Source organism: Rhodococcus sp. 05-2255-3B1, assembly GCF_002258545.1.
GTDB lineage: Bacteria > Actinomycetota > Actinomycetes > Mycobacteriales > Mycobacteriaceae > Rhodococcoides.
Genome location: NZ_NOZC01000017.1, coordinates 137,354 through 163,267, shown reverse-complemented (window position 1 = coordinate 163,267; position 25,914 = coordinate 137,354). Strand labels below are relative to the sequence as shown.

The 25,914-nt window shown below is 64.1% G+C and carries 24 protein-coding genes; 18 read left to right on the top strand and 6 right to left on the bottom strand.

The genetic code is table 11. The annotated features are described in order from the left end of the window. Window positions 1–2: 2 nt before the first annotated feature. Together CH249_RS10205 and CH249_RS10200 are read left to right on the top strand one after the other, a co-directional pair. The gene (locus CH249_RS10205; protein WP_094681821.1) at window positions 3–1,052 is read left to right on the top strand and encodes an SDR family oxidoreductase; all 1,050 of its coding nucleotides are present in this window, start codon (window positions 3–5) and stop codon (window positions 1,050–1,052) included. Between the two features lie 79 nt (window positions 1,053–1,131). Continuing rightward, window positions 1,132–1,923 carry an acyl-CoA thioesterase II gene (locus CH249_RS10200; protein WP_094658235.1) on the top strand — a complete coding sequence of 264 codons (792 nt, stop codon included), beginning with the start codon at window positions 1,132–1,134 and terminating at the stop codon, window positions 1,921–1,923. On the opposite strand, the gene CH249_RS10195 is transcribed toward CH249_RS10200, so the two are convergent. The 4 genes from CH249_RS10195 to CH249_RS10180 form a co-directional block, all read right to left on the bottom strand. Next, complete coding sequence (locus tag CH249_RS10195) at window positions 1,911–3,386, bottom strand: mannitol dehydrogenase family protein (RefSeq protein ID WP_094681820.1); 1,476 nt, start codon at window positions 3,384–3,386, stop codon at window positions 1,911–1,913. The genes CH249_RS10200 and CH249_RS10195 overlap by 13 nt on opposite strands. A 104-nt stretch (window positions 3,387–3,490) precedes the next feature. Continuing rightward, window positions 3,491–4,462: an ABC transporter substrate-binding protein gene (locus tag CH249_RS10190; protein ID WP_032395047.1), complete on the bottom strand. Its 972-nt coding sequence runs from the start codon at window positions 4,460–4,462 to the stop codon at window positions 3,491–3,493. Window positions 4,463–4,515: 53 nt separating this feature from the next. Continuing rightward, window positions 4,516–5,613 (bottom strand): ABC transporter permease, encoded by a 1,098-nt coding sequence (locus CH249_RS10185; RefSeq protein WP_082073654.1) that lies wholly within the window; start codon window positions 5,611–5,613, stop codon window positions 4,516–4,518. Beyond that, window positions 5,610–6,389, bottom strand: a complete 780-nt coding sequence (locus CH249_RS10180; RefSeq protein ID WP_032395046.1) for an ATP-binding cassette domain-containing protein — start codon at window positions 6,387–6,389, stop codon at window positions 5,610–5,612. Before CH249_RS10180 ends, CH249_RS10185 begins: the two co-directional genes overlap by 4 nt. A gap of 405 nt (window positions 6,390–6,794) precedes the next feature. On the opposite strand from CH249_RS10180, the gene CH249_RS10175 reads away from it, so the two are divergent. Together CH249_RS10175 and CH249_RS10170 are read left to right on the top strand one after the other, a co-directional pair. After that, window positions 6,795–7,520, top strand: a complete 726-nt coding sequence (locus CH249_RS10175) for an SDR family oxidoreductase (protein WP_032395045.1) — start codon at window positions 6,795–6,797, stop codon at window positions 7,518–7,520. A gap of 31 nt (window positions 7,521–7,551) precedes the next feature. After that, window positions 7,552–8,559 carry a LacI family DNA-binding transcriptional regulator gene (locus CH249_RS10170; protein WP_032395044.1) on the top strand — a complete coding sequence of 336 codons (1,008 nt, stop codon included), beginning with the start codon at window positions 7,552–7,554 and terminating at the stop codon, window positions 8,557–8,559. On the opposite strand, the gene CH249_RS10165 is transcribed toward CH249_RS10170, so the two are convergent. Then, the gene (locus tag CH249_RS10165; protein ID WP_176459245.1) at window positions 8,544–9,098 is read right to left on the bottom strand and encodes an AAA family ATPase; all 555 of its coding nucleotides are present in this window, start codon (window positions 9,096–9,098) and stop codon (window positions 8,544–8,546) included. The two genes, CH249_RS10170 and CH249_RS10165, sit on opposite strands and share 16 nt — an antisense overlap. Before the next feature lie 102 nt (window positions 9,099–9,200). On the opposite strand from CH249_RS10165, the gene CH249_RS10160 reads away from it, so the two are divergent. The 7 genes from CH249_RS10160 to CH249_RS10130 all read left to right on the top strand — a co-directional run bounded on the left by CH249_RS10160 (window position 9,201) and on the right by CH249_RS10130 (window position 17,812). Continuing rightward, window positions 9,201–10,205: a LacI family DNA-binding transcriptional regulator gene (locus CH249_RS10160; protein ID WP_032395043.1), complete on the top strand. Its 1,005-nt coding sequence runs from the start codon at window positions 9,201–9,203 to the stop codon at window positions 10,203–10,205. A 10-nt stretch (window positions 10,206–10,215) separates the two neighbouring features. Beyond that, window positions 10,216–11,571, top strand: coding sequence for an L-fuculokinase (locus CH249_RS10155; RefSeq protein ID WP_052683681.1), 1,356 nt, complete (start codon window positions 10,216–10,218; stop codon window positions 11,569–11,571). A 71-nt stretch (window positions 11,572–11,642) separates the two neighbouring features. After that, on the top strand, window positions 11,643–12,527 hold the full coding sequence (locus CH249_RS10150; RefSeq protein ID WP_094681819.1) for a tagatose-bisphosphate aldolase: 885 nt from the start codon (window positions 11,643–11,645) through the stop codon (window positions 12,525–12,527). A gap of 87 nt (window positions 12,528–12,614) precedes the next feature. Then, on the top strand, window positions 12,615–13,694 hold the full coding sequence (locus CH249_RS10145; protein WP_094681818.1) for an alpha/beta hydrolase: 1,080 nt from the start codon (window positions 12,615–12,617) through the stop codon (window positions 13,692–13,694). 68 nt (window positions 13,695–13,762) lie between these two features. Continuing rightward, entirely contained in the window at window positions 13,763–15,388 is a 1,626-nt protein-coding gene (locus tag CH249_RS10140) for a long-chain fatty acid--CoA ligase (protein ID WP_094681817.1), read from the top strand. Between the two features lie 100 nt (window positions 15,389–15,488). Continuing rightward, complete coding sequence (locus CH249_RS10135; RefSeq protein WP_094681816.1) at window positions 15,489–15,866, top strand: hypothetical protein; 378 nt, start codon at window positions 15,489–15,491, stop codon at window positions 15,864–15,866. Then, on the top strand, window positions 15,863–17,812 hold the full coding sequence (locus CH249_RS10130) for a primary-amine oxidase (RefSeq protein ID WP_094681815.1): 1,950 nt from the start codon (window positions 15,863–15,865) through the stop codon (window positions 17,810–17,812). The genes CH249_RS10135 and CH249_RS10130 overlap by 4 nt, the downstream gene beginning before the upstream one ends. 46 nt (window positions 17,813–17,858) lie before the next feature. Here CH249_RS10130 and CH249_RS10125 read toward each other — a convergent pair whose 3' ends face one another. Then, on the bottom strand, window positions 17,859–18,629 hold the full coding sequence (locus tag CH249_RS10125) for a GntR family transcriptional regulator (RefSeq protein ID WP_045199458.1): 771 nt from the start codon (window positions 18,627–18,629) through the stop codon (window positions 17,859–17,861). Window positions 18,630–18,873: 244 nt separating this feature from the next. On the opposite strand from CH249_RS10125, the gene CH249_RS10120 reads away from it, so the two are divergent. Genes CH249_RS10120 through CH249_RS10090 form a run of 7 tightly spaced genes read left to right on the top strand, consistent with a single transcriptional unit; the run spans window position 18,874 to window position 25,911 of the window. Then, window positions 18,874–19,638: an inositol monophosphatase family protein gene (locus CH249_RS10120; RefSeq protein WP_052049432.1), complete on the top strand. Its 765-nt coding sequence runs from the start codon at window positions 18,874–18,876 to the stop codon at window positions 19,636–19,638. Window positions 19,639–19,643: 5 nt separating this feature from the next. Next, window positions 19,644–19,922 carry a hypothetical protein gene (locus CH249_RS10115; RefSeq protein WP_045199456.1) on the top strand — a complete coding sequence of 93 codons (279 nt, stop codon included), beginning with the start codon at window positions 19,644–19,646 and terminating at the stop codon, window positions 19,920–19,922. 1 nt (window position 19,923) lies between these two features. Beyond that, a complete protein-coding gene (locus tag CH249_RS10110; RefSeq protein WP_094630734.1) occupies window positions 19,924–21,486 on the top strand; it encodes a sodium:solute symporter in 1,563 nt (520 codons plus the stop codon). Further along, window positions 21,486–22,754: a M20 family metallo-hydrolase gene (locus CH249_RS10105; RefSeq protein WP_256988254.1), complete on the top strand. Its 1,269-nt coding sequence runs from the start codon at window positions 21,486–21,488 to the stop codon at window positions 22,752–22,754. The genes CH249_RS10110 and CH249_RS10105 overlap by 1 nt, the downstream gene beginning before the upstream one ends. A gap of 13 nt (window positions 22,755–22,767) precedes the next feature. Then, window positions 22,768–23,559 carry an SDR family NAD(P)-dependent oxidoreductase gene (locus CH249_RS10100; protein WP_094681814.1) on the top strand — a complete coding sequence of 264 codons (792 nt, stop codon included), beginning with the start codon at window positions 22,768–22,770 and terminating at the stop codon, window positions 23,557–23,559. Between the two features lie 10 nt (window positions 23,560–23,569). After that, a complete protein-coding gene (locus tag CH249_RS10095; protein ID WP_094681813.1) occupies window positions 23,570–24,979 on the top strand; it encodes an amidase in 1,410 nt (469 codons plus the stop codon). Next, window positions 24,976–25,911, top strand: a complete 936-nt coding sequence (locus tag CH249_RS10090; RefSeq protein WP_094681812.1) for a phosphotransferase family protein — start codon at window positions 24,976–24,978, stop codon at window positions 25,909–25,911. The genes CH249_RS10095 and CH249_RS10090 overlap by 4 nt, the downstream gene beginning before the upstream one ends. Window positions 25,912–25,914 lie beyond the last annotated feature (3 nt).

Here is a 25,914-nt window from a genome sequence, read left to right as displayed (position 1 = left end):
TCATGTCTCGCGTAGCAGTGGTAGTGGGAGCCAACGGAGTGATCGGCGGTAACTTGGTCGATCACCTGCAGCGAACAGGTGATTGGGACATCGTCGGGCTCTCACGCCGCGGCGGTATCGACGACGGACGCGTCCGGCACATCGCGGTGGATCTGCTCGACGCCGACGAGACGCACAGCAGACTGGCCGAGCTCACCGACGTCACGCACATCTTCTACGCCGCGTATCAAGAGAGACCGAGCTGGGCCGAACTCGTCGCCCCCAATCTCTCGATGCTCGTCAACGTGGTCACGGCCATCGAGGACAGTTCACCGGACCTCGAGCACGTGAGTCTGATGCAGGGATACAAGGTGTACGGCGCACACCTGGGGCCCTTCAAAACCCCGGCGCGAGAATCCGATCCGCCCCACATGCCGCCCGAGTTCAACGTCGATCAGCAGAAGTTTCTCGAGGCGCGGCAATTCGGCAAGCGGTGGACCTGGTCGGCCATCCGGCCATCGGTGGTGTGCGGTGTCGCTCTCGGAAACCCGATGAACCTGGCTACCGTCATCGCCGTGTACGCCACCATGTGCGCGAAACTGGGCGTCCCCATGCGGTTTCCGGGAAAGCCCGGTGCCTTCGGCGCGCTGCTCGAGATGACCGACGCATCGTTGCTCGCCGAGGCGACGGTATGGGCGGCCACCACGCCGACCTGCGCCAATCAGGCGTTCAACATCACCAACGGCGACCTGTTTCGCTGGAGCGAGATGTGGCCGCGCATCGCGGGTCTGTTCGACCTCGACACCGCAACTCCGTTACCGATGTCCCTGGCGGACGTCATGGCAGACAAGGAGCCGCTGTGGGATTCCATCGTCGCCGAGCACGGACTGCAGTCGACTCCGTATTCCGACGTCTCTTCCTGGGCATTCGGTGATTTCGTGTTCTCCTGGGATTACGACGTCATCGCCGACGGTTCCAAGGCCCGTCGCATGGGATTTCACCGCTTCGTCGACACCGAGGCCATGTTCGCCGGGATCTTCGCCGAGCTACGCAGCCGGCAAATCATTCCGTGAGGAGCCACCCTGCGTGGCGTGTAGGTGAGCCGGATAGTTTGAATCGGCACCAACGCCGATCGAGACCTACGGGAGAACAATGCATCCGTTCGACACAGCAGTGGCACTCGAGACCGTTTCCGACGGCACTTACCGCGGTAGGACGTCGGCACCGTACAACAACATGGTCGGCCCGTTCGGTGGTCTCACCGCCGCAACGTTCGTCCGTGCCATCGAGCTGCATCCCGAATGTCTGGGTTCACCGGTCTCGCTGACGGTGAACTTCGCCGGCCCCGTCGCCGAGGGTGAGTTCGATATCTCGGCGCGTGCCGTGCGCACCAACCGAAGCAATCAACACTGGTATCTCGAACTGACTCAGGGTGGCGACGTCGCCACCACCGCAACAGCAGTGTTCGGTACGAGGCGCGAGACGTGGGACACCATCGAGGCAGTGGCACCGACCGTTCCCTCCCCCGCCGAGACGCCCCGAGGCACATTTCCCGATGCAATCGCCTGGGCACAGAACTACGAGATGCGCTTCGTGGCAGGCGCTCTGAGCGACCAGGAATCCGCGGACTCGACCGAAACCCTGTGGATTCGAGACACACCGCCGCGTCCGTTGGACTTCCCGGCACTGACATCGCTCAGCGATGTGTTCTATCCCAGGATCTTTCAGCGTCTCGGTCGCTACGTTCCGGCGGGCACCATCTCACTGACGACCCACTTCTTCGCGACGCCCGAGGATCTCGTCAGCCACTCCGACGGGTACATCCTCGGCACTGCCCGAGCGCGCCGCTTCCACCGAGGTTACTTCGACCAGACGGCCGAACTGTGGACCGGGGGCGGGACATTGCTGGCGACGAGTCACCAGGTTGTCTATTACAAGGCCTGACCGACCGACTGTTCCAGCACGCGCCGTACGGCTCCGCGCGCTCCGCTGTCCTGAAGCGACCGTTTGGCCCTCTGGTACGCGCCTCGCAGCCGAGGACTGGTCGAGAGACCCCCGAACACAGCAGGATTCGCCAGGAAGGCACCGGGGTTGTCGTGGTCTTCCCAGGACAGCCGCTGAAGATGTTCGGCATCCGCGTCGAGCATCGGCACGTCTCCGCGCTCGTAGACACCGCACCACGCTGCGAGTATCAACGCGCAGTGGTCGACGCATCGATCCCGGGCCAGCAGGTCGCGGATCACCGGCAGTACGAACTTCGGAATGCGGGCGGACGCGTCGACGATCTGCCGTTCGAGCGTGTCGCGAACGGCAAGGCTGGAAAAGCGTTGCAGCAGTTGGTCTATGTAGCCCTCGATGTCGATTCCCGGTACAGGGGCGAGGGTGGGTGCGGCCTCGTTCCGCATGTACGACGCCACGAATTCGTGCAGGTCGGGGCTGGCCATCACCTCGTGCACGTGGGTGTACTCGGCGAGTATGCCGAGGTAGCTCATCGCCTGATGGGAGCCGTTGAGCAGCCGCAGTTTCATGTGTTCGTACGGCGCGACGTCGGCGACGAGTTGCACTCCGACCTCGTCGAAGGGCGGCCGCCCGAACGAGAACGTGTCTTCGACCACCCACTGCGAGAACGATTCCGACCGTACCGGCCAGCCGTCGTCGATTCCGAAGTCGTTGTGCACGTCGTCGACGACGGCGGTCGTCGTAGCGGGGGTGATGCGGTCGACCATCGAGTTGGGAAACGCGACCGTGGTATCGATCCAGTCGGCGAGATCGGCGTCGTGATGGCGGGCGAACGAGGTCAATGCCGTTCGGGTCACCGACCCGTTGTGAACGATGTTGTCGCACGACATCACGGTGAAGGGCGGGATCCCGTGGCGTCTGCGGGTGGCGAGGGCAACGGTGAGGAAGCCGAATACACTCGACGGTACCGTGATATCCCGAAGGTCCTGCAGCACTCCGGGATCGGTGGGTGCGAACGCTCCGGTGGCGTCGTCGACGCCGTAACCGGACTCGGTGATGGTCAAGGACACGATCATCGTGGCGGGCGAGCTGAGCACATCGAGCACGCCCTGCGGATCGTCGGGCGCGTAGACGAAGTCGGCGACCGAGCCGATCACCCGGGCGTCCCGTCGACCGTCCGGATCCACTGTGACGAGGGTGTAGAGGTGGTCCTGCGAGTCGAGGACGTCCCCGATCTTCCTGTCTCCCGACAACACTCCCACTCCGCACAGAGCCCAGTCGAGATGTCCGGCCGCGAGCAGCCGATCGAAGTACACCGCCTGATGTGCGCGATGGAACGCGCCGACGCCGAAATGCACCACACCGCAATGCAGTTCGTCCAAGTCGTAGGCCGGCTTCGTGACGGTCGCGGGCAGCTCTTCCAACGTCGCGCGGCGAAGCATGGTCATGACAGGTTCCTCGGGTCGAACGATTCGGATGGAATTGGTGAGCGGTGGCGCTCCCGGGCATGTGCTGCCACCAGGAGCACCACCGCAGTTCGAGGTGCTACAGGTCAGCAGGACGACTTGTAGACGTACTGCGCACCGTCGCCGTCGATGTTGTCGGCGGTGATGACGTGGAAGCCGGTGGAGATCTCGGACGTGACCGGCTTGTTGTCGATCGCAGCCATGGCCTGCTCGACGCCGTCGGTGCCGATCGTGTCGGGCTGCTGGGCGATCAGTGCCTGCACTGTTCCTTCACGCAGCTGCTTGACCTGTGCGGGACCGGCATCGAATCCGACGATCTTGACCTGGTCCTGCTTGCCTGCCTGTCGGACGCCCGTCGCGGTGCCCTCGGCTGCGAAGGTATTGGCGGCGAAGATGCCGACGATGTCGGGGTCCTTGGCCAGAGCGGCCGAGACCAGACGGGCAGCTTCGGCCGGGTCGTTGTGGCTGTACTGCACTCCGAGGTAGTCGAATGCCGAATTGGCTCCTACGGCCTCTTCGAAGCCTTCGACACGCGCATCGGCGGTGGATATACCGGGGTCGGTGGAGATGACCAGAACCTTGCCGCCGGAGGGGTTGAGCTCCTGGATGGCGTTGAATGCTTCCGCTCCACCGCCCTTGTTGTCCGAGGAGATCGACGACACCGCGATGGACGGATCTTCGAGGGTGGTGTCGACGAGGACGACCTTGATGCCCGCGTTCGCCGCAGCCGCCAACGGTGCCTGCATCGCCGCGACGTCGGTGGGCGCGATCAGGATGGCCGACGGCCGCGATGCGACGACGGAATCGACGATCGGCTTCTGCAGCGTGGGATCGAACTTGACCGGGCCCTGAGTGTCGACGGTGACGCCGGCGGCCTCGGCTGCAGCTTCGATTCCGCACTGCATGCTGATGTAGAACTCGTCGCCGCTCACGCCCTGGATGAAGGCGATCTTGCCGCTGCCGTCACCGCTTCCGGAGTCGGACGAGCAGCCCGCCAGAAACATGGCGGAGACCGAAGCGACACTCAGTGCAACGACGGCGGTGCGTGATGTGATCATGGTCGACTTTCTTGTAAGGGATTGTGCGGGAGGGAGTTGTGGGCCGGCCCGAGCTACGGACTTCGGGACCAGAGTTTCTTGAGCGAGCTGGGCGACTGACCTCGACTCGCTGCGTCACGACGACGCTGATCGAAGTACACGGCGGCGATGAGGACGGCGCCGACGGCGACCTGCTGCCAGAACGGCTGAACGCCGACGATGACGAATCCGTTCTGCAGCACTGCGGGAATGAAGAGTCCGACGACGGTGCCGAACATCGTGCCGATGCCACCGAACAGGCTCGTTCCGCCGATGACAACGGCCGCAATGACATTGAGGTTGGTCTGCGACTGACCCGCGATGGCGGTGGTGCCGTACTGCGAGAGCGACAGAATTCCTGCGAGTCCGGCGAGGGTGCCCGAGAGTGCGTAGATCTTGACCAGGTGCATGTCCACCTTGATGCCGACTCGACGAGCGGACTGTTCCTTCGAGCCGACGGCGAACGTGTAGAGACCGAACTTGGTGCGATGCAGCACGATTCCGAAGATGACCACCAGCACCAGGGCGATGCTCGAGATCAGCGGGATGGTGGTGGCCGGTAGATTTCCGTACCCGATCGTGTCGACCAGTACCGGTGGAACGTCTCGGATGTCGACGCCGCCGGTGATGACCTGCGAGAGCCCGAGTGCGCCGCCCAGGGTACCGAGCGTGACGATCAGTGGAGGCACATTGGCCTTGCCGATCAGAAATCCGTTGAGCAATCCCCAGCAGAGGCCGCATCCCAGGGCCACCACGATCCCGACGGCGGCGACTCCCCATCCGTCGCCACCGATGGCTGCCATGGTCTTGGCCGAGACGACACCGGAGAAGACGAGAACCGACCCGACGGAAAGGTCGATGCCGCTGGTGACGATCACGAACGTCATGCCGATCCCGAGGACGGCCAGGATGGAGACGTTCTGGATGATCTGCCGAATGTTGCCCCACTCGGGGAAACTCCCGGGAGCCATGATCGAGAACACGATGCAGATGGCTGCCAACACCAGGACGATCTGGAAGACCTGGACGCGAGCGAGGTTACGGAGCGATTCGACGAGGTCGAACGTGTGCTTCGACGGCTTCTCGCTCGGCGGCAACGGTTCGATGGATGGGGTGATGATCTGATTGCTCATCGTGTGGCTCCGGTGGTCGCGCCGGTCATCGCACCGACGAGTTCTTCCATGGTCGTGTTCTTGGCGTCGAGAGTGGCGACGCGTCTGCCCATCCGCAGCACCTGCACGCGGTCTGCGACCTCGATGACGTGTGGCATCGAGTGACTGATGAAGACCACTGCCACTCCCCGATCTGCCACCCGACGAATGGTGTCGAGTACGTTGCGGGTCTGCACCACGCCGAGCGCAGCGGTCGGTTCGTCGAGGAACACAACCCCCTTGGCCCATGCGACGGCACGTGCGATGGCGATGGCCTGCTGCTGTCCACCGGACATCGAGCCGACCGGGACGGTCAGACTGCGAACGGTGGCTCCCAGTTCGTCGAGAGCGGCCTGCGATTGCTTACGCATAGTGGACACGTCGAGGAAACCGAGTCGGCCGAGCGGGCCTCTCGCCGGCAGCTCCCGGCCGAGGAACATGTTCTGCTGGGCGTTGAGGTGCGGCGCGAGCGCGAGATCCTGGAACACCGTCTCGATGCCGAGTTCCGCTGCCACCGTTGGGCTGTCGAGATCGACGGCGGTGCCGTCGAACAGGATCTCTCCGGTGTCGACGGCAAGGCTTCCCGAGAGCGCCTTGACCAACGTCGACTTGCCGGCACCGTTGTCGCCGATGAGGGCGACGACCTCGCCGGGGTAGATGTCGAAATCGGCGTCGTCGAGGGCGCGCACGTTTCCGAAGCTCCTCGACAATCCCCTCGCTTCGAGGATCGGTGTCGCAACAGGTGCAACGCTGGCCATGGATACTCCTAGGTCGGATCGAAAACCTTCGGGTGCGGGATGGACACCCCCACCGGTGCCCGTGCAGCTCGGTCGGTGAACGTGATCTGCGAGGCGGGTCGAGCTCCCCGCGGGGCTCGTTGTGTAAACGAGTGTGACCCACGCAACCCGCGTTGTCACGTGTTTCGCGAAAATTCATGTCACCGGTGACATGACACAAACGATGCACATGGATGGTGGCGCACTGTCGAACCACTATCGGACCGGACGGTACCGCCTCTCAGCTGCAGAAATAACCGATCTGTTCGATTTTCGAGCCGTCGGAGGTGTCCTGAGGTACCGTCCATGACACCGATGACATTGCGCCCGCTCAGCGAGCCGATGACATCGATGACATATCCATTCGGAACAGCAGAGGTAGACCCCATGGCGAAGTTCGACGGCCGGACGATCTTGGTGACCGGTGCCAGCGGAGGCATCGGCTCGGCGACGGTGCGACGACTCGTGGCCGACGGTGCCGATGTCGTTGCCGCGGGCCAGTCGGTGGATGCATTGGACAAGCTCGCCGACGAGACCGGCGCACAACCCCTGGCCTTCGACCTGACGTCGGAAGACAGCGTGCGTGACGCCGTCTCCGGCTTGGAGCTGTACGGGGTGGTGAACTGCGCGGGCTTCGGCGGCGAGATCGCGACGCCTCAGGACACCGACATCTCGATCTTCGACAAGGTCATCGCCATCAACGCGCGCGGCGCTCTGCTCGTCATCAAGTACACCGTCCCCGCGATGATCGCCGCCGGTGTCGGATCGATCGTCAACGTCTCGAGCCAGGCCAGTCTCGTCGCGCTGACAGGACACGTCTCATACGGTTCCTCGAAAGCAGCCCTGGACAACATCACTCGCGTCTCGGCCCTCGAACTCGGCCGCCACGGCATCCGGGTCAACGGAGTCAATCCGACCGTCGTGATGACGGAGATGTCCGCGTTCTACTGGGGTCGTCCGGAGATCGAGGAGCCGTTCCTGGCACAGATGCCGTTGGGTCGCTGGGCCACCGAGGACGAGATTGCCGCGCCGATTGCCTTCTTGTTGAGCGATGATGCTTCCATGGTGACGGGAGTGTCGTTGCCGGTGGACGGCGGCTACACCAGTCGATGACGAGCGGACGACGAGCAGACGGGGGTAGATCATGACCACGATGCAGGATGTCGCGGCGCTGGCCAGAGTCAGCGCCAAGACCGTCTCACGGGTGTACAACAACGACCCGCACGTCGACCCCGACACGCGCGCTCGCGTCACCGATGCCCTGAACTCGCTCAATTACGTTCCGAACACGATGGCGACGTCGTTTCGCAACGGTCAAGCCGCGGCAATCGGTGTGGCCGTGCCCGACATCGACGATCCGTTCTTCTCCTCCATCGCACGCGCGGTGGAGGAGCGCGCCCGTGAGGACGACATGGCCGTGCTGGTCACCAGCCTGGGCCACGACGGTGATCAGGAGCAGGCGCTGGTCGAGTCACTGTTGCGGAGGCAGTTGAGCGGCTTGATCATTGCACCCACGGGTGCCGACCACGGCTATCTGGAGCGGTGGATCGACAAGACTCCCACGGTCTTCGTCGATCGCGGACCCGATGGCCTCAAGGCCGACAGCTTCGTCGACGACGATCACGGTGGGGCGGTGCTGGCCACCGATCATCTGCTACGACTCGGCCACACTCGGATCGCGGTCATCGGCGACAGTGCCAACATTCCTACCAGCCGAAATCGGCTGAAGGGGTATCGAGAGTCGTTGCAGGCCCGAGGAATCGAGTTCGACGAATCCCTCGTTGCGCTCGGCGTCATGGGCCGCGACGATGCACGCAGCGCCCTGACCGCACTGACCGCGCTCGACGATCCACCGACAGCGCTGTTTCTCTCCAACGCACGCGTGGCCATGGCATGTGTCCCCGTTCTGCAGCAGATGAACTTGCTGCATCTGGCGTTCGTCGGATTCGGCGACTTTCCCCTTGCCGATGCCGTGATGCCACCGGTGACGGTGATCGACCAGAATCCTGCTCGGCTGGGCCGGTTGGCCATCGAGCGGCTACTGGGCCGAATCGAGAATCCCGGCAAGCGCTTCAAGCGGCGCAACATACTCGGGGTCGAGCTGATCGAACGTCGATCGTGCACGCCCGGAAGCGATCACCGCTGCACGTAGCCCTCGAGAGTTCCCGCGACCAGCTCTACCTGCTGCTCGGTGGACAGTTCGGCATCGACCCGTAGATGAGGAACACGCGGCTTCTCCGCCGGAGTATCCGACGGCCGATGTGCGTCGCGCTCTGCCCCACGGGCGGCCCGTCGACGCGCCAGCAGTTCCGGCGAGCCGTCCACGTGCACGACCGACGTTGCGGCCGGTGCTAATTGCGCGATCAGCTGCTCCCATTCCGCGCCACCGGTCAGCTCACGGGTGAACGGAGCCACGAGGACCGGCCGCTGACCGATGTCAACGAGATCGGTGGCAGCGGCCAGCAATACTGCATATCGGCCGGCTCGAATCTGCTCCGAGTGCGGCCCTGGACTGTTCCAGTGCGGGCCGACCGACACCGAATCCAGCTGATCGAGAAGCGGATTCGTCAGGGTGTCGAGGTCGAGCAAGGGGATGCGGAAACGGCGCGCCAGCTCGCGTCCCAGGGTGGTCTTTCCACTCCCGGCAGCACCCGCGACGAGCAGGACCGGCAGTCGATCCCGATCGATCACGGAAACGTCTTGACAGACATGAGGCATAGCGGCAATCATACAAGACAACGTTGTCTCGCACCTTGCTACAGCGAAACGCAATCCCTCCGATCGAGAGTTCACGTGACCGAGCGCGCAAGCATCAAAGACGTCGCCGCATTGGCAGGCGTCAGCTTCAAGACCGTCTCCCGCGTCGTCAACGGCGTGGACACCGTCTTGCCCGAGTTGCGCGAACGCGTCGAGGCCGCGGTGCAGACGCTGAACTACGTCCCCAATTCGGCTGCGCGCTCGTTGAAATCGGGATCGGGCAACACCATCGGCATCGTCGTCGACTCCATCGACGACGTGTTCTTCGCTTCCCTGGTCAGTGCCGTCGAGGATCGGGCACTCGAACACGGACTCGCCGTCATCGTCGGCAGCACCGGGTTCGACGCCCAGCGCGAACGCGACCAGCTGGCACTGCTGGCCGGTCAACACGTGCGCGGCATCATTCTCGCGCCGGTCGGCGATCACAGCGACTTTCTCGTGCCTCGGCGTCGAACATTGCCCACGGTGACCATCGACCGTTCCATCCCGGGATTCGATTCGGTCATCGTCGACGATTACGGCGCTGCCAAACGAGCCGTCGAGAAACTGGTCGAGGGCGGGCACACCCGAATTGCGTTGCTCGGCTTCGACGATCGACTGCAGACCGCGCAGTTGCGCCGTGAGGCGTATTTCGATGTTCTCGCGAACCTCGGCCAGAAGCCGGACGTGGCACTTGCTCCCCCGGTGTCGCACGCCGCCGATTCGGTACGGCCCGTGGTGAAGAAGCTATTGGCACTACGCAATCCGCCGACCGCCTTCTTCGTCGCCAACGCACGTCATGCGACGGCCGTGGTATCGGTGCTGCACGAAATGGATCGCACCGACGTGGCGATGGTCTCGTTCGGTAATTTCTCGCTCGCCGATGCCGTCAGTCCATCGGTGACGTGCATCGACCAAGACCCGTATCGCATCGGCACACTCGCGTTCGATCGGCTGGTGCAGCGTTTCGACGATCCCTACCTCGAACCGGAGCAACAGGTCGCGCCCACCACGTTGGTGGAAAGACTCTCGCACGCACTCCCCCTACCCGTACAGAAATGAGACCAACTCCGTGAACCCCAGACTTGTTGCGGGACTGGACCTCGGGAGCACCGGTGTCAAAGTACTCGTCACCGACGATGCCGGCACCGAAATGCTCATCGAGCAGAGTCCGACACCGTGGCGTCACGGCCCGGGCGGTACCACCGATCTCGCGGCCGAGGACTTGCTCGCCACCATCGCGAATCTGCTCGAGGCCGTCGCGCGCCGACTACCCGAGGTGACCGGCGATCCCGCGTCGCGCATCGATGCGATCGCAGTGTCCGGAATGGGTGAGACGGGCTTCCTTCTGGATCAAGACAACGTTGTCCGAGCGCCGGCATTCGCGTGGTTCGATCCCCGAGGGCAACAGCAGGTCGACGCACTACCCCAGGATCTACGTGACCGGTTCGCCGGGAAGACAGGCCTTCCCGTCGGTGTCCAGGTGTCGGTGGTCAAGATCGCGCACCTGCGCGACAACGGACTGAAGCTGGCCGGACTGCGATGGTTCAACCTTCCCGAGTTCGTCGTGCTGTCCCTCGGTGGCCGCGCGGTGGCCGATTACTCGCTCGGTTCCCGAACCGGCCTGCTCGATCAGGACACCGGCGAGCCGTGGTCGGAGATGTTGACGCACTTGGGCGTCGGGGCCGAATTCATCCCGCCTCTCGTCGATGCGGGCACGGATCTGGGAACGGCAACCGGACCCGCCCTCCCCGACGCCATCGCGGGGGCACGGTTGACCGTGGCCGGCCATGACCACCTCGTCTCCGCCGTATCGGGTGGGGCAATCCCCAACGACCGCTATCACGTGTCGATGGGAACCGCCGAGGTGCTGCTGCGAGTGCTCGACGCTCCGCTGACGCCCGATGCACGAAGCCGTCTGGCCGATCATCTGATCAATTCGGTGCGGCATGTGGTTCCGGGCCAACACGTACTCGTCGCCGGAGTCAAGACCGGGCTGTTGATGCGACGGGCGTTGCAGTTGTGCGACATCACCGACCGCGCCGGGCGTGACCTGCTCGATCAGCGGGTGTGCGCATTGCCTGCCGGCGGACCGTCCACCGACGGCGGTATCGACATCGCCGGAGCCCGCAACGACGACGGGGTTCTGTCGATCACCGTGCGGACGGACGGGGTGAACGCGGCGGAGTTGTTCCGTTCGATTCTGTTGCACGGCAACGACGAGATCGCGCGGCTCATCGCCGCCCTCGACGCGGAGGTTGCCCCGGCCCGTTCCACGCTGCTCACCGGCGGCTGGGCGAGCATGGCCAGCGTTCGAGATGCCCGCGCGCAAGTGCTCCCCGATGTCTCGGTCTCCACCCGCGCCCAGGACACCGCCTACGGCGCAGCGTTGTTCGCGGCGCGACTACTGACGCTCATAGAGATCTGAGCCCACATTTCTGCAGTGAGACAACGTTGTCTCGCTCGCTCTCGACCCCAACCCAGCACCAGGAGAAAACAATGAACGAACTGACCACACTCGAACGTCGCGGAATGGCCGCCATCTCCACCGCCGACGGCAACATGCTCATCGTCGCAGGAGATCAACGCAACGGCATGAAGGCGGTCATGACGGACGCTCCCGACGGGCCCGGTTCGGTCACGTTCGAGCAGCTCGCCGACGCCAAGTCCGATCTGGTTCGCTACCTCGGCAATCACGCCCCGGCGATCCTGCTCGACCCGGAGGTCGCACTGCCCAAGATCGTCGACGAGGGTGTGCTCTCGCGGGGCACCGCGCTGGTGGTCGGCATGGACGCCTCGGGCTTCGAGGAGACCGACGGCCTGCGCTACACCCGGTACGTCGACGGCGTCACCCCGCGCGTCGTACGCGACCTGGGTGGCGATGTCGCCAAGATGCTCTTCTACATGCGTCCCGAACGGCAGGGCGTCGATTCCCGTGTCGCCGAGGAGATTCGCGACCTCGTCAAGGCGTGCTCCGCCGAAGGCCTGCTGCTCATCGTCGAAATCCTGACCTACAAGCTCGAGGGCGAATCGGACGAGGACTACAAGGCAGGCTTCGGCAAGATCATCGCCGACTCCACCCGCATCTCGGTCGAATGCGGTGCCAAGGTCCTCAAGCTCCCCTACCCCGGCTCCGCCGAGGCCTGCGCCGCCGTTACCGAAGCGGCACAGGGTGTTCCGTGGGCAGTGCTCTCGGCAGGCGTCGACCACGAGACGTTCATCGAGCAGGTACGCGTCGCTGTAGCGAACGGCGCGCGCGGCGCGATGGCCGGCCGGTCACTGTGGAAGGACAGCATGGCCGTCTCCGCCGCGACCCGCGAGGACCTGCTCACCAACCGCGCACTCCCCCGCCTGCGCGAACTGAACGAGGCCGTCGACAACTGATCCGCATTCTTCGACTGCACGTTCTTCGACCGAGTCCGGACGCACCGTCCCGGGCTCGGTCGACGCCGTTCTGGGTAGCGTGAACCCATGACCGACGTTTCGAGACACATCCATATCGTTGCCGCTCCCGGAGTCTTCGCCGATCTAGCGACGGCGGAGGAACTGGCGAACCGGGCTCTCGCTGCTCGTGGCCTGACCGGTGACATCGTCGATGCCGCAACCAGTTCCGACGAGGCGATCGTCGTTCCAGGTGACGGAATCCCGATCGATACGTCGCCGTACAGCAGTGCAGTTCGGGTCGATCTGGGTCAGTGCACTCCGGACAGATCACCGGGCATACGCACTCATATTCGCGGCCGTGGACTCGACGGTCTGCGATTCGCGATCGACAGCGTGTATTTCCACCGCTTCCACCCCGGAACGATCCTGTCCTACGGGGATCACCCGGAACAACGCGTCGAGCTGCGGGTGCCCGAGAGCGACGGTCCGTTCCCTGTCGCCGTGCTGATCCACGGTGGGTATTGGCGTTCGCGATGGGAATTCGATCTGATGGACGCGATGGCCGTCGATCTGACGGCACGTGGCTATGCCACCTGGAACATCGAATATCGTCGACCCGACGAGCACGGCTGGGACACGATGGCCGGGGACGTGGCCGCGGCCCTCGCTGCGCTGAACACTGCGCCCGGTGATCTGGACCTGTCTCGAACAGTCCTCTTCGGCCACTCGGCCGGCGGCCAACTCGCGCTGCAGCTTGCGGCCGATTCCGCAGGAAAGCCAGGGACACCCGCTCTCGCAGTGAGTCTGGCCGGGGTACTCGATCTGCGGGTCGGGGACGAGCGGTGGCTCGGCGAAGGGGCAGTGTCGAACGCGATCGGCGCACGATTCGCCGGTGCGCAGGAGACGTACGAGAAATCGTCGCCCATCTCGAGGCTTCCGCTCGGCGTCCCGCAGCTTGTGGTGAGTGCACTCGACGACGACCCCAACCTGCTCGAGATCAGCCGGGCGTACTACGCCGCCGCGTCGGCCGGCCCGGATTCGGTCGCCTCGATCGAAGGACCTGGGGGCCATTTCGCCGTCATCGACCCCGCGTCGGAGATCTTTCAGGACATCGTTCGCGAGGTCGACGCACGAATCCGAGGTACCCGAGACCACGCGTCCGAGTAAGTCCGTATCGTGCACGGTGTGACGCGCAGCACAACGATGTGTATGCCGAGACTTCAGGAGCGAGATCGATGAAGAGCACCATGCAGGACACCCCATTGTCCATCGGCCAGCTGGTTCGATTCGGGACGTCCATTCACTCCTCGGCCGAGATCACCACCTGGACCGACACCGGTCCGACCACGGTGACCTTCGGGGAATTGGGCAGGCGGGCAGCGCAACTGGCGCACGGTCTGCGGTCGATCGGCATCGACGACGATCAGCGCGTCGGAACGTTCATGTGGAACAACGCCCCGCACATGGAGGCCTACATGGCGATTCCAGCGATGGGCGCTGTGCTGCACACACTGAACATTCGGCTCTTTCCCGAGCAGCTCACCTACATCGTCAACCATGCCGAGGACCAGGTCATCATCGCCGACGCAAGTCTGCTCCCCCTGTTGACGCCGTTGCTGCCGACGTTCGAGACCGTGCGGCACCTCATCGTCGTCGGCGTCGACCCGGCACAGGTCACCGCACCCGACGGCATCGAGGTGCTCGGCTACGAGGACCTGCTCGGAGGCAAGCCGGAGGAGTTCGACTGGCCGGAGCTCGACGAACGATCAGCTGCCGCAATGTGTTACACCTCGGGCACCACCGGTGATCCCAAGGGCGTGGTGTACTCGCACCGCTCCATCTACCTGCACTCGATGCAAGCGTGTATGACCGACGCGATGGCGATTGCACAGCCCGACAAGGTGTTGGCCATCGTGCCGATGTTCCACGCGATGTCGTGGGGCTTGCCGTATGCGGCGCTGATGGTCGGTGCGTCGCTGATCATGCCCGACAGGTTTCTGCAGCCGGCACCGCTGGCGGAGATGATGTCGACGCTGCGTCCAACGGCCGCAGCAGCGGTTCCGACCATCTGGCAGGCCCTGCTCGCTCATCTCGACGAGCACCCGGCGGATCTGTCGAGCCTGCGTGACGTGGTGGTCGGCGGTGCCGCGTGCCCCCCGAGCCTGATGCGGGCGTTCCACGAGAAGTACGGAGTGCACATCTCTCAGGCGTGGGGCATGACCGAAACCTCCCCACTGGGCACCTCGGGCAAGCCCGATGCGGGCCTGTCGCCGGAGGACGAATTCGACTTGCGCTGTACTCAAGGCAGATTCGTCGCCGGAGTCCGGGCGCGACTCGTCGACGATGCAGGCACGGTGTTGCCATGGGACGGTGCGACCGTCGGGGAACTCGAAGTGCGTGGCCCGTGGATCACCGGCAGCTACTACCGCGCCGACGCCGACGACAAGTTCGACGACGGTTGGCTGCGCACCGGTGACGTGGGAACGATCTCCGAGGGCGGGTACCTGCGCCTGACCGATCGCTCCAAGGACATCATCAAGTCCGGTGGCGAATGGATCTCCTCGGTCGAGCTCGAGAACCAGGTGATGGGACATCCGGCCGTGCGGGAGGCCGCGGTCATCGGTGTGCCCGACCCGAAGTGGGACGAGCGGCCCTTGGTAGCCGTCGTCGTTCGCGAGGGGGCATCGGTCACTGCCGAGGAACTCAAGGAATTCCTCGACAGCCGAGTGGCGCACTGGCAGCTGCCGGAACGGTGGACATTCATCGACGAGGTCCCGAAAACCAGTGTCGGCAAATACGACAAGAAGAGGCTGCGGAGTTCCCATGCCGACGGTGCATTGGAGGTCATCGAGCTGGTCTGATCCGTTCGGTGAGTTACACGTTCCTCACGCGAACTGCGAATACCAGTAATGGTCTACCCCTAGCGTCGTAACGGACAGCGACGGCGGGAAGTGGCGAACTGTGTTGATCAACCGTTGTGCATCGGCACTCGCGGTGATATCGGCCGTTCTGCATCTGAGAATGGGCGTCGGCGGCGCGTCGGGCATGTTGGTGACCGCCATGGCGGTGGTGTGCGTTGTGTGCGCCGCCGATCTGTGGCGGTCGACGAACAATCGTGCGTGGGTAGTGATGGCGGCATCGAGTGCCGTCATGCTGCTTGCACATGCGTCCAGTCCATCAGGGCACCATCAGCCTGTCGTGACCGACGCTGTCAGCGGTGCCTCCGCGGCCTCGATTCTCACGGCGGTCGAACTCACGCTCGCCGTCGTCGTGGTTTTCGTTCGCACGCGCGGGATTCCGCCGGAACTTCTCCATCACCGACTGCAGGAGCCTCGATGACCGATACCTTTGCGCCCGTTGTAGTTCATCCCCTCGAACCGCTGAGCCCGCAGGAGATTTCGAGGACGTCGGCGATAGTCGTTCGCGAGCGGAACCTGACCTCCGCTGCACGCTTCGTCTACATCGAACTGCTGGAGCCGACGAAAACTGATCTTCAGCATTCGGATACGGACCGTCGAGCATTCGTCGTCCTGCGTGACCGTGACGCCCATGCCACTTTCGAGGCCGTTGTCTCGCTCACCCACGACGTCCTGATCAGCTACACCGAGATATTCGACGCCCAGCCGCCCATCACGTTGGAGGAGTTCCTTCGCTGCGAGGAGGTCATCAAGGCGGACCCGCGTTGGCAGGCGGCAATGGTCAAACGCGGCGTCACCGATTTCTCGCTGGCGATGGTGGACAAGTGGGCCAGCGGCCACACAATGGCGGGCGACAACCCCGGCGGTCGACGCCTCGCCCGGCCACTGACGTTCGTACGAAGCGAAGCGCAGGAGAACGGCTACGCGCGGCCCGTCGAAAACCTCGTCGTGACGGTCGATATGGACACGATGGAGGTCGTCGACGTCGCAGACACCGGCGTCGTCCCCATCCCAGACACGCCCGGGAACTATCTGCCCGGATTCTTCGAACGTCCCGGCAACGTCCCGGAGTTCGCGCACCAGCGGGCACCGATGAAGAAGATCGACATCACTCAACCCGACGGTCCGTCGTTCACGGTGGACGGCCATTACGTCGAGTGGGCGAATTGGCGCTTGCGCGTTGGCTTCACGCCGCGGGAGGGTCTCGTGCTGCACGATGTCGGATACGTCGATCGGGGAACTCTACGCCCGGTCATCCATCGAGCATCCCTGTCGGAGATGTATGTACCCTACGGCGATCCGGGTGACAGCCAGTGGAACAAGAACGTGTTCGACGAGGGCGAGTACGGGCTCGGCGTTCTCGCCAATTCGCTTCAGCTGGGCTGTGATTGCCTCGGCGAGATCCATTATTTCGACGCGTACGTCAACGATCAGGACGGTCAGCCGATCGAACTTCCGAACGCGATCTGCATGCACGAGGAGGACTACAGCATCGGCTGGAAGCACACCGACTTTCGCGACAACGTGGGACAGGTCCGACGCAACCGTCGTCTCGTGGTGTCGTTCTTCGCCACCGTGGGCAACTACGACTACGGCTTCTACTGGCATCTGTATCTCGACGGGTCCATCGAGTTCGAGATCAAGCTGACCGGCATCATCTCCACCGGTGCCATCGAGCCGGGCCAGGTCCCCGAGTTCGGGACCCTCGTCGCTCCTGGTCTCTACGGACCGCATCATCAACACTTCTTCAGTGTTCGTTTGGACATGAACGTGGATGGGGCACGCAACAACCTGTACGAGCTCGAAGCCGAGGCAGTGCCCGCAGGCCCCGAGAACCCGCACGGCAACGCGTGGCGTCAGACCAAAAGACACCTCACCAGCGAGTCGGAAGCGCAACGCCTCGCCGATCCACTCCGGGCCCGCTCCTGGTTGATTGCAAACGCGGACAAGAAGAACAAGCTCGGTGGGCACATCGGGTACAAGATCGAACCGTCCGGTGCGGTCGCTCTGCCTCTCGCACAGCCCGGTTCGCAGCAGGCTCGCCGAGGCGGTTTTGCCACTAAGCACCTGTGGGCGACGCCGTACGCCGAACGTGAGCGCTATGCGGCCGGTGAGTACGTGGCCCAGAATCCGGGACCCGATGGGTTGGTGAAGTACACGAGCGGTGACCGTTCCCTGGAGAACGCCGACCTGGTCATCTGGCCCACGATCGCTGCACATCACGTGGTGCGCCCCGAGGATTGGCCGGTCATGCCGGTCAGTCATGTGAGTCTGCACCTCAAGCCCACGGGATTCTTCGACGGCAATCCGATGCTGGATCTGGCACCGGAGACGCCGAAGCCCGCCGGGCATTGCTGCGACGAGTAGCTGTCTGCGACCAGGCCCGGGGACCGCGGTCTCCGGGCCTACGCGTCTAGGTCGCAGTCTCGGTGACCGAGGCACTCACCAGCGACGAGGTGCGCACACTCAATCGCGTTCGATCGGCTCGGAACAGGTCCACGGAGTACTCGACGGGTCGTTCGGACTGGTCGTATCCGATGCGTTCGAGTTTCAGGATGGGTGTTCCCTCGGGTTGCCGAAGCAGCGAGCCCGCGGGCGCACTGATCGTCGCCAGTTCGATGGATTCGTCTGCCATACACACCGATACGCCGAGCCGTGTACGCAGAGCCTCGTACACCGAGTCCAACGGAGTCTCCAGAACTCGGCCACAGATGCTGTCGCTGAGATACATCTGCTCCAACGACAGCGTGTCGCCATCGGCGAAGCGCAGCCGTAGCAACGACACCACCGGTCCGTCTCCCAGGACCTGCGCCGCCTCCGGGCTCGGCTCGGCGATGCGCGCCGAGATGACCTTGGTCCCGTCTCGAAATCCCTGCTCGTGCAGCATCTGTGGGACGCCCTTGACGGTGTTGAGGCTTCGGAGCAGTCGCCGGCTCTGACAGAGGGACTGCGCACTTTCCGGCGAGGACGAACCCGGTGTCACCGAGGTCAGGAAGGCACCGCCTGCCCTGCCCTTCGTCCGTCGGATGACACCGTCGCGTTCGAGGAGATCCAGCGCTTTGCGCAGTGTCGTCCGCGACGTGCCGAGCCGCTCGGCCAGTTCGCGTTCGGGAGGCAACCGGGCAACGGAGCGCGATTCGAGCTCGGCCGCCAGCCGAAGAAGCGCCGCGTGCGTCTGTTCCATCAACAGCACCGGACCACCTCGATTTCTCCTGGAATGACTGCAGTGTCCATTCAATCTTCAATCAGGCCCGCGCAACACCCCTCGACCTGGGCATTAACGCACGATTAACACGGCGGGTGTCCTATGACCCGCAACCAGGTCATGCGTTACACGACGTTCACGTATCGACGAGAAAACCAGAAATGGTCTACGCCCATCGTTGCACCTACCCGAGAACGCAACATCTACCGAAGGGTGCAACACCGTGGAGGATTCCAGGTCGGCACGCGCCGCTCTCGGCGTGGAGCTCGCCCGCTCGGCGGGCGAGATCGCTCGTCGCTGGTTCGACACCTCAGGCCTCACCGTCGAACAGAAACAGGACGGTTCCCCTGTTACACAGGCGGATCGCGATATCGAGACGCACATCAGAGCCGGCGTCGCCGAGCACTTCCCCACCGACGGCTTTCTCGGAGAGGAGTTCGGTGAAACCGGCGGCACCTCCGACTACCGCTGGATAGTCGACCCGATCGACGGCACCAAATCGTTCGTGCACGGAGTTCCTCTGTACGCCAACCTGATTGCGATCGAGGAAGGCGACGAGATCGTCTTCGGTGCCATCAACCTACCCAGCGTCGACATCCTCATGCACGCCGAGCGCGGCAAAGGGTGCTGGAAAAATGGTGAGCAGGTGCATGTTTCGAGCAGGACCGATCTCGACGGGGCCTACGTGATGGCAACCTGGCTCGAGGACTGGCACCCGGATACCATCGTCGACCTCCACGCCACGGGTGCCGTACTACGCACCTGGGGCGACGCCTACGGCTACATGATGGTCGCGAGCGGCCAGGCCGATGCCGTGGTCGACTACACGACGCAGATCTACGATCTTGCCCCCATGCCGGTGATCATCGAGGAAGCCGGCGGCACCTTCACCTCGCTCGACGGCGCGCGAGACTTCGACAAAGGCAACGGGATTGCGACCAACGGCGTAATTCACGACTCGGTTCTCAAAATAGTCAACCAAGGATGACGCACATGAAAGAGTACATTCGCGGCCTGAGCCGAAAGAGCATCATGACGTTCTTCGGCGGCACCTACGCTCTCGCTCTGCTCTTCGCACTGTTCCCACCGCTCTACATGTGGGGCAGCGGAATTCGCTACGAAATCCTCGGTATCCCGTTCGCCATCATGTACTGGCTGATCAACGGGGTCGTGCTCGGACTGACCCTGTGGGGCCTCTACATCGTCGAGGACATCCGAGGCGAACTCGACGAGGACCTCCTCCCCGCTACCGCACCGCTGACTGGAGAATGACATGTTGATCATGCTGGGAATGCTCGGCGTCTTCTACGCCGTCGTCATCTTCATTCTGTACACCACCCAACAGAAGACCTCCCCGACGTTCGACGAGTACTCGGTGGGCGGTCGCAGCTACGGCCCCTGGTATGTCGCGATGAGCTACGTCAACTCGTGGTGGCCGGGTTCGGTGTTCATCGCGTTCTTCGGACTCGCCAGCGGCGCAGGCGTATTCGGCATGTACGGCCTCGCCTACTCCAGCCTCGGTGTTGCCATGATGTACTTCATGGCCACCCGCGCCTGGCGATGGGGAGCGAAGTACAACCTCCGCTCACAGCCCGACCTGCTCGGCCTGCGCTTCAACTCGCGCGGCACCAAGATCGTCGCCAGCGTCATCGGTATCGTCTCGCTCTTCCCCTGGGTGGTGCTCGGTATGCAGGCACTCGGCGAGGTCTTCCAGATCGCCAGTGCCGGAGCATGGTCGGTCACCACGTGCCTGTTCGTCGGCCTCGCCGTCATCGTCATCCGTCAGTACTGGACCGTCAAGATGGGCATGCGCGGGTTGATCATGACCGACATGTTCCAAGGCATCGTCGCGTATGTCTTCTCCGCGGCACTGTGCCTTATTCTGCTCTCCGGTGTCGCCGGCGGCCCGATCAGCTTCTCGACTCTGGGAGACGTCGCCGACCAGTATCTCCGCGTCCCCGGCGACGGCGACTCCTACGGCCCGTTCTACCTCTTCGCCCTCATCTTCACCGGTGTCGTCGGATCCCTCTGCTGGCCGACGAGCTTTCAGCGGATCTACACCGCATCCAGTGTCCGGGCAGTCAAGTCCGGCACCATCCGCACCGTGCTGATCTCCGGCGTCTTCTACTCACTGCTCATGCTCGTCGGAATCGCAGGCACGGTCATTCCCGCCGTCGCCGATTCACCGCAGACCGGCTGGTTCACCATTGCCGAGAGCTACGGTGGGACGTGGCTTCTGGGACTCGCCGCCACCATGGTGTTCGCCGCATCCATGGGCCACATCGACGGCAGCGTGCAGGTCTGCGGACTGCAGATCGCCAACGACATCGTCAACTCCGACAAGCGCAAACTCTCCGACAGCCAGCTCACCAAGGTGGCCAAGACGAGCATGCTCGCGTTCATGGCAGCGGCGGCCATCGTCGCCTACGCCACCTTCAACATGACGCGCCTGCAACTCCTCGCGCAGATCTCGTACCAAGGCGTTGTGCAGCTTGCCATTCCACTGTTCCTCGGCATCTTCTGGCGAGGCGGCAACGGTAAGGGCGCAGTCGCCGGAATGATCTCCGGCTTCACCGTCGCCCTGGTGCTCACCGCGATCTTCCCCGACGACATCGTCGGACTGGGCAGCCTCACCGGTGGAGTCGTCGGCATGGCCGTCAACCTGGCCGTCTTCCTCATCGTCTCCAAGGTCACCGGAATCACGGCCGAGGAGAAGGCACGCGTCGACGAGATGTTCGCGGTCGGCAAGCGTCCTACCCGCACAGCACCGGTCGACCTGTCCTTCGAGGACCGGATCGAAGAACTGGCCGCCAACCCCGCACCGGAGAAGATCTAGTGACCTTTCTCGACGATTTCGCCGCGATGTCGCAGTTCGGTGCCACCGCCGCCGGCGGCGTGCACCGCGAGGCAGCGACCGCGGACGACGGTCGAACCAGGCGGTTCCTTGCCGACTGGTTCGACCGGCACGGCTTCACCACCACCGTCGACGCGGTGGGAAACATGTACGGCACCGTCGAGTTGGTTCCCGGCGCACCGTACGTCCTCGTCGGCTCGCATCTCGACAGTCAGCCCACGGCCGGAAAGTACGACGGGGCCTACGGGGTCCTCGCCGCGGCACACGCCGCGTACGAGGTCTCGGAATGCGTCGAACGGGGCTCGGTCGCTCCACAATTCAACCTCGCGGTGGTGAACTGGTTCAACGAGGAAGGTTCCCGTTTCTCGCCCAGCCTCATGGGAAGCGGGGTCTTCATCGGCAAGTTCGACGCCGAGAACATCCTGAAGGTCACCGATCGCAATGGCGTCAGCGTGCGGGATGCTCTGTCCGATATCGGGTTTCACGGCAACGACGATGCACCCGAGGCCGCGTCCTACGCCGAAATCCACATCGAACAGGGCCCCATTCTCGCGGACACGGGCACGACGATCGGAATCGTCACCGCCAACTGGGCCGCACGGAAGTACTCGATCACCGTGCACGGCGAGCAGTCGCACACCGGCGCAACTCATATGGCCCTGCGTCACGACGCGTTGGTCGGCGCATCGCGCATCGTGCTCGCCACCCGCGAACTCACCAAGCAGTTCCCGCAGGAGGCGCTGCTGGCCTCGGTCGGCGAGTTCGATGTCGAACCCAACTCCCCCATCGTCGTGCCGTCGAAGGTCACCATGGCCATCGACATCCGGTCCTCCGATCCCGAGGTTCTTGAGCAGGCCCACGAGAAGCTCCTTGCAGCAATCGATTCCGTCAACACCGACGGGGAGGTGCGGGTCAGCGTCGACACCTCGGCGCTACGGCCGTCCACGAGCTACCAGATCGAGGGCGTCGAACTGGCGGAGGAGGCAGCCGAGGCACTCGGATTGTCGTCCCGACGGATGCTCACGATGGCCGGCCACGACTCGGTGAACCTCAAGGACGTCGTCCCGACGGTGATGCTGTTCGTCCCCAGCGTCGACGGAATCTCGCACAGCGAGAAAGAACTGACCCACGACAGCGACCTGCTCGACGGCGTGAAAATGCTCGCCGAGACGGTCGCGCGCATGGTCCGCGGCGATATCGGAGTCGGCCGATCTTCCGAACTCGCCGCCACCAGCCGCACTCGAGCATAGAAAGCAGAGCCAGATGATCGATTTGAGCGGCAAGACTGCAATGGTCACAGGCGGGTCCCGCGGCATCGGACGCGCAGTCGCGACCACTTTGGCGGCGGCCGGCGCGCACGTGGTGATCGCCGACCGCAGCGACGCACTCCGCACCGACGGCGCATCGACATCGAATCTGATCTGCGCTGCGGGAGACACCGCCGAGTCCGTCCTGCTGGACATCTCCGATTCCCGGCAGGTCGACGCGGTCTTCGCGGACGTCGCGGGCCGATCGGGCATCGACATCCTCGTCAACAACGCCGGAGTGCTCAGTGCCGGAACGGTCCTCGACACGACCGACGATGCGTGGCGGTCACTTTTCGCAGTGAACGTGGACGGGACGTTCTTCTGCACCCGAGCGGCGATACGGCACATGGTCGACGCCGGGCGGGGCGGCAAGGTCGTCAACGTCGCGTCGATCAGCGGCCTGCGGGCCAATCCAGGATTTGCCGGGTACTGCGCGGCGAAGGGAGCGATGGTCAACTTCACTCGGCAGGTCGGCATCGACTATGCACCGATGGGAATCAACGTCAACGGCGTTGCGCCCGGCTTCGTCGAGACCGACATGACCGCGATCTACGACGCGTCCATCCGCGCTGCTCTGGAGGGGCAGACGCCCAACGGCAAGTGGGCAGATCCGCAGCACATCGCCGACACCGTGCTGTTCCTGGCCTCGTCGCTCTCGGACCACATCTGCGGAGAGATCGTGGCCGTGGACGGCGGCTGGCTCGTCGGCACTCCGGTCGTACCGGCGGTAACCGCGGTATCGGCATGAAAGGCACGCGATGAATCCCCTGTTGACCAAAACCGTCGCCGAGATACGTGCGGCATTCGGCACCGGTGAGCTCACTCCCGTGCAGTTGCTCGACGCCACGCTGGAGCATCTGTCGGCGACCGACCCCGTGATCAATGCGATGGCGTACGTGGACGAGTCGGGTGCCCGTGCAGCCGCGGCGGCCGCGACCGACCGACTCGTATCCGGCCGTGCCCGAGGAGGCCTGGACGGGATTCCGGTGACGATCAAGGACAGCGTCCATGCGATCGGGATGCCGTGGCGGCACGGCGTCGCCGCGAATGCGGACCTGCCGATGTCCACGGTCGACGCGCCGCCGGCCGCCCGGCTGAAGGAAGCGGGTGCTGTCATCGTCGGCAAGACCACGATGCCGGACATGGGGATGATGGCAGCCGGCGTCAGCTCGCTGTACGGAATCACCCGCAATCCTTGGGACCCTTCGCGCAACACCGGTGGATCCAGTGCCGGTGCAGGTGCGTCGCTGGCGTCGGGCATCGGGTTCGGTTCTGTCGGTTCCGATATCGCCGGGTCGGTGCGGTTGCCTGCGGGACACTGCGGGCTCGTTGCATTGAAGCCGACGCAGGGCCGCATTCCGCACACTGCTCCGTCGACCATGCGATCGGCCGGTCCGATGGCGCGCACCGTCGACGATCTCATCGACCTCTACGGCGTTGTCTCGAGGCCCGATCCACGCGACACATGGAGTCTGCCGTACGAGGACACCTCCGACATACACGCGGTTCTCGCTCCTGCCGGGCTTCGCATCGGCATCATGCTCGACATGGGGTACGGTCCCACCGTTTCCGACGACGTACAGGCCGTGGTGCGTTCTGCCGCAATGCAACTGAGTGCAGCGGGTGCCGTGGTCACCGACATGCCGCCGATCTTCGGCGTGGATCCGTACCCGGCGTTGGATCGCCTGTTCCAGGTTCGTGCGCGCACGGAGTGGGAGGCCATTCCCGAGAGTCGTCGATCGCAGGTACTGCCCGCGGTCGCGGAGTGGGCCTCGGCGGCGGCGGAGTATTCGGCCGCTCAGTTCACGCGAGATACCGATGCGGTGATGCGCTCGCAGGAGTCTGTTCGGGCGCAGACGTCCGAATTCGACTTCGTCATTTCTCCGGTCGTTCCCACAGTGGGCTTCGGTGCCGAGGAAGTCGGGCTCGACCCGGCACAACCGTTGGGCCACTGCAGTTTCACCGCATGGTTCAACCAGACCGCGCAACCGGCCTCGGCGCTCTGTTTCGGCTTCGCCGGACACATGCCTGTCGGGATACAGGTCGTCGGACCTCGGTTCGCCGACCAGGCGGTGCTGAGGCTGACGAAATGGCTCGAAGGTGCACGGGGATTCGAGATGAACTGGCCGACGGCTGTGGCCGCTGACAAGATCGGAGTGCTGGGATGACTGTGCGGCAGACACTGAGCGAGTTGGGTATCTGGGCAACGGGCGACCTGACGTTGGACCCAGGTACCACCATGGCGAGCCCCAGTTGGTGGGGCGCGGACTCCGAGCGGTATTCGGCGCGGGCCGAGGTTGCGGACTCCGGCGCGGGCTCGGCCGCATACGTGAAAGTGACGGAACCGCACGCTCGCGACTACATCGATGTCGCAGCGACGTTCTCGGCGGCGACCGCGGCCGGCGACGCGGGCATCGGACCGAAAGTCTTCTTCTCCGACGCAGCCTCCGGTGTGCTGGTCATGGAGGACTTCACCGGACGGTGTTCGACCGCAACGCTCGATCTGTTCGACGAGGACGCGAATGTGGAGAAGCTGGTGGCGCTGCGGACATCCGTTCACCGGCTCAGCGGAATCACCAGACGTGCATCGGTGTTCGAGGACCTGGCGCACGTGATCGGTTTGGTCGAGAAGGTCGGGGGGTTGTTCCCGGCCGACTTCGATTGGATGCTGCGGACTCTCGCGCCTGCTCGAGTCCGCATCGACGGTGCCGGGTTCGACGCGGTCCCCTGCCACGGCGACGGCAACGTCTCCAATGTCCTGATGCTCGACGACGGCGGTATGCGGCTCGTCGACTGGGACGTTGCGGCGCTGATGGATCCGTTGCAGGACATCGGTGCCTTGCTCACGGAGATCCGTCCGTTCGACACCGACGCACGCGAGGTGTTCGAGATGATGTGGGGATCGTTCGACAGTGCGCTGTTCGATCGCGCCCGTGTATACGGCATCGCCGACTCCCTGCGGTGGGCCCTCATCGGCTCGTATGCCGACGCGATGAGGCCAGGCACGCAGGAGTATTCGAAGTTCTCCGACTGGCAGTTCCTGAGAGCGCGGGCTGGATTGCGCGACCCCCATTTCGACGACCGAGTACGGAATATCTGAGGT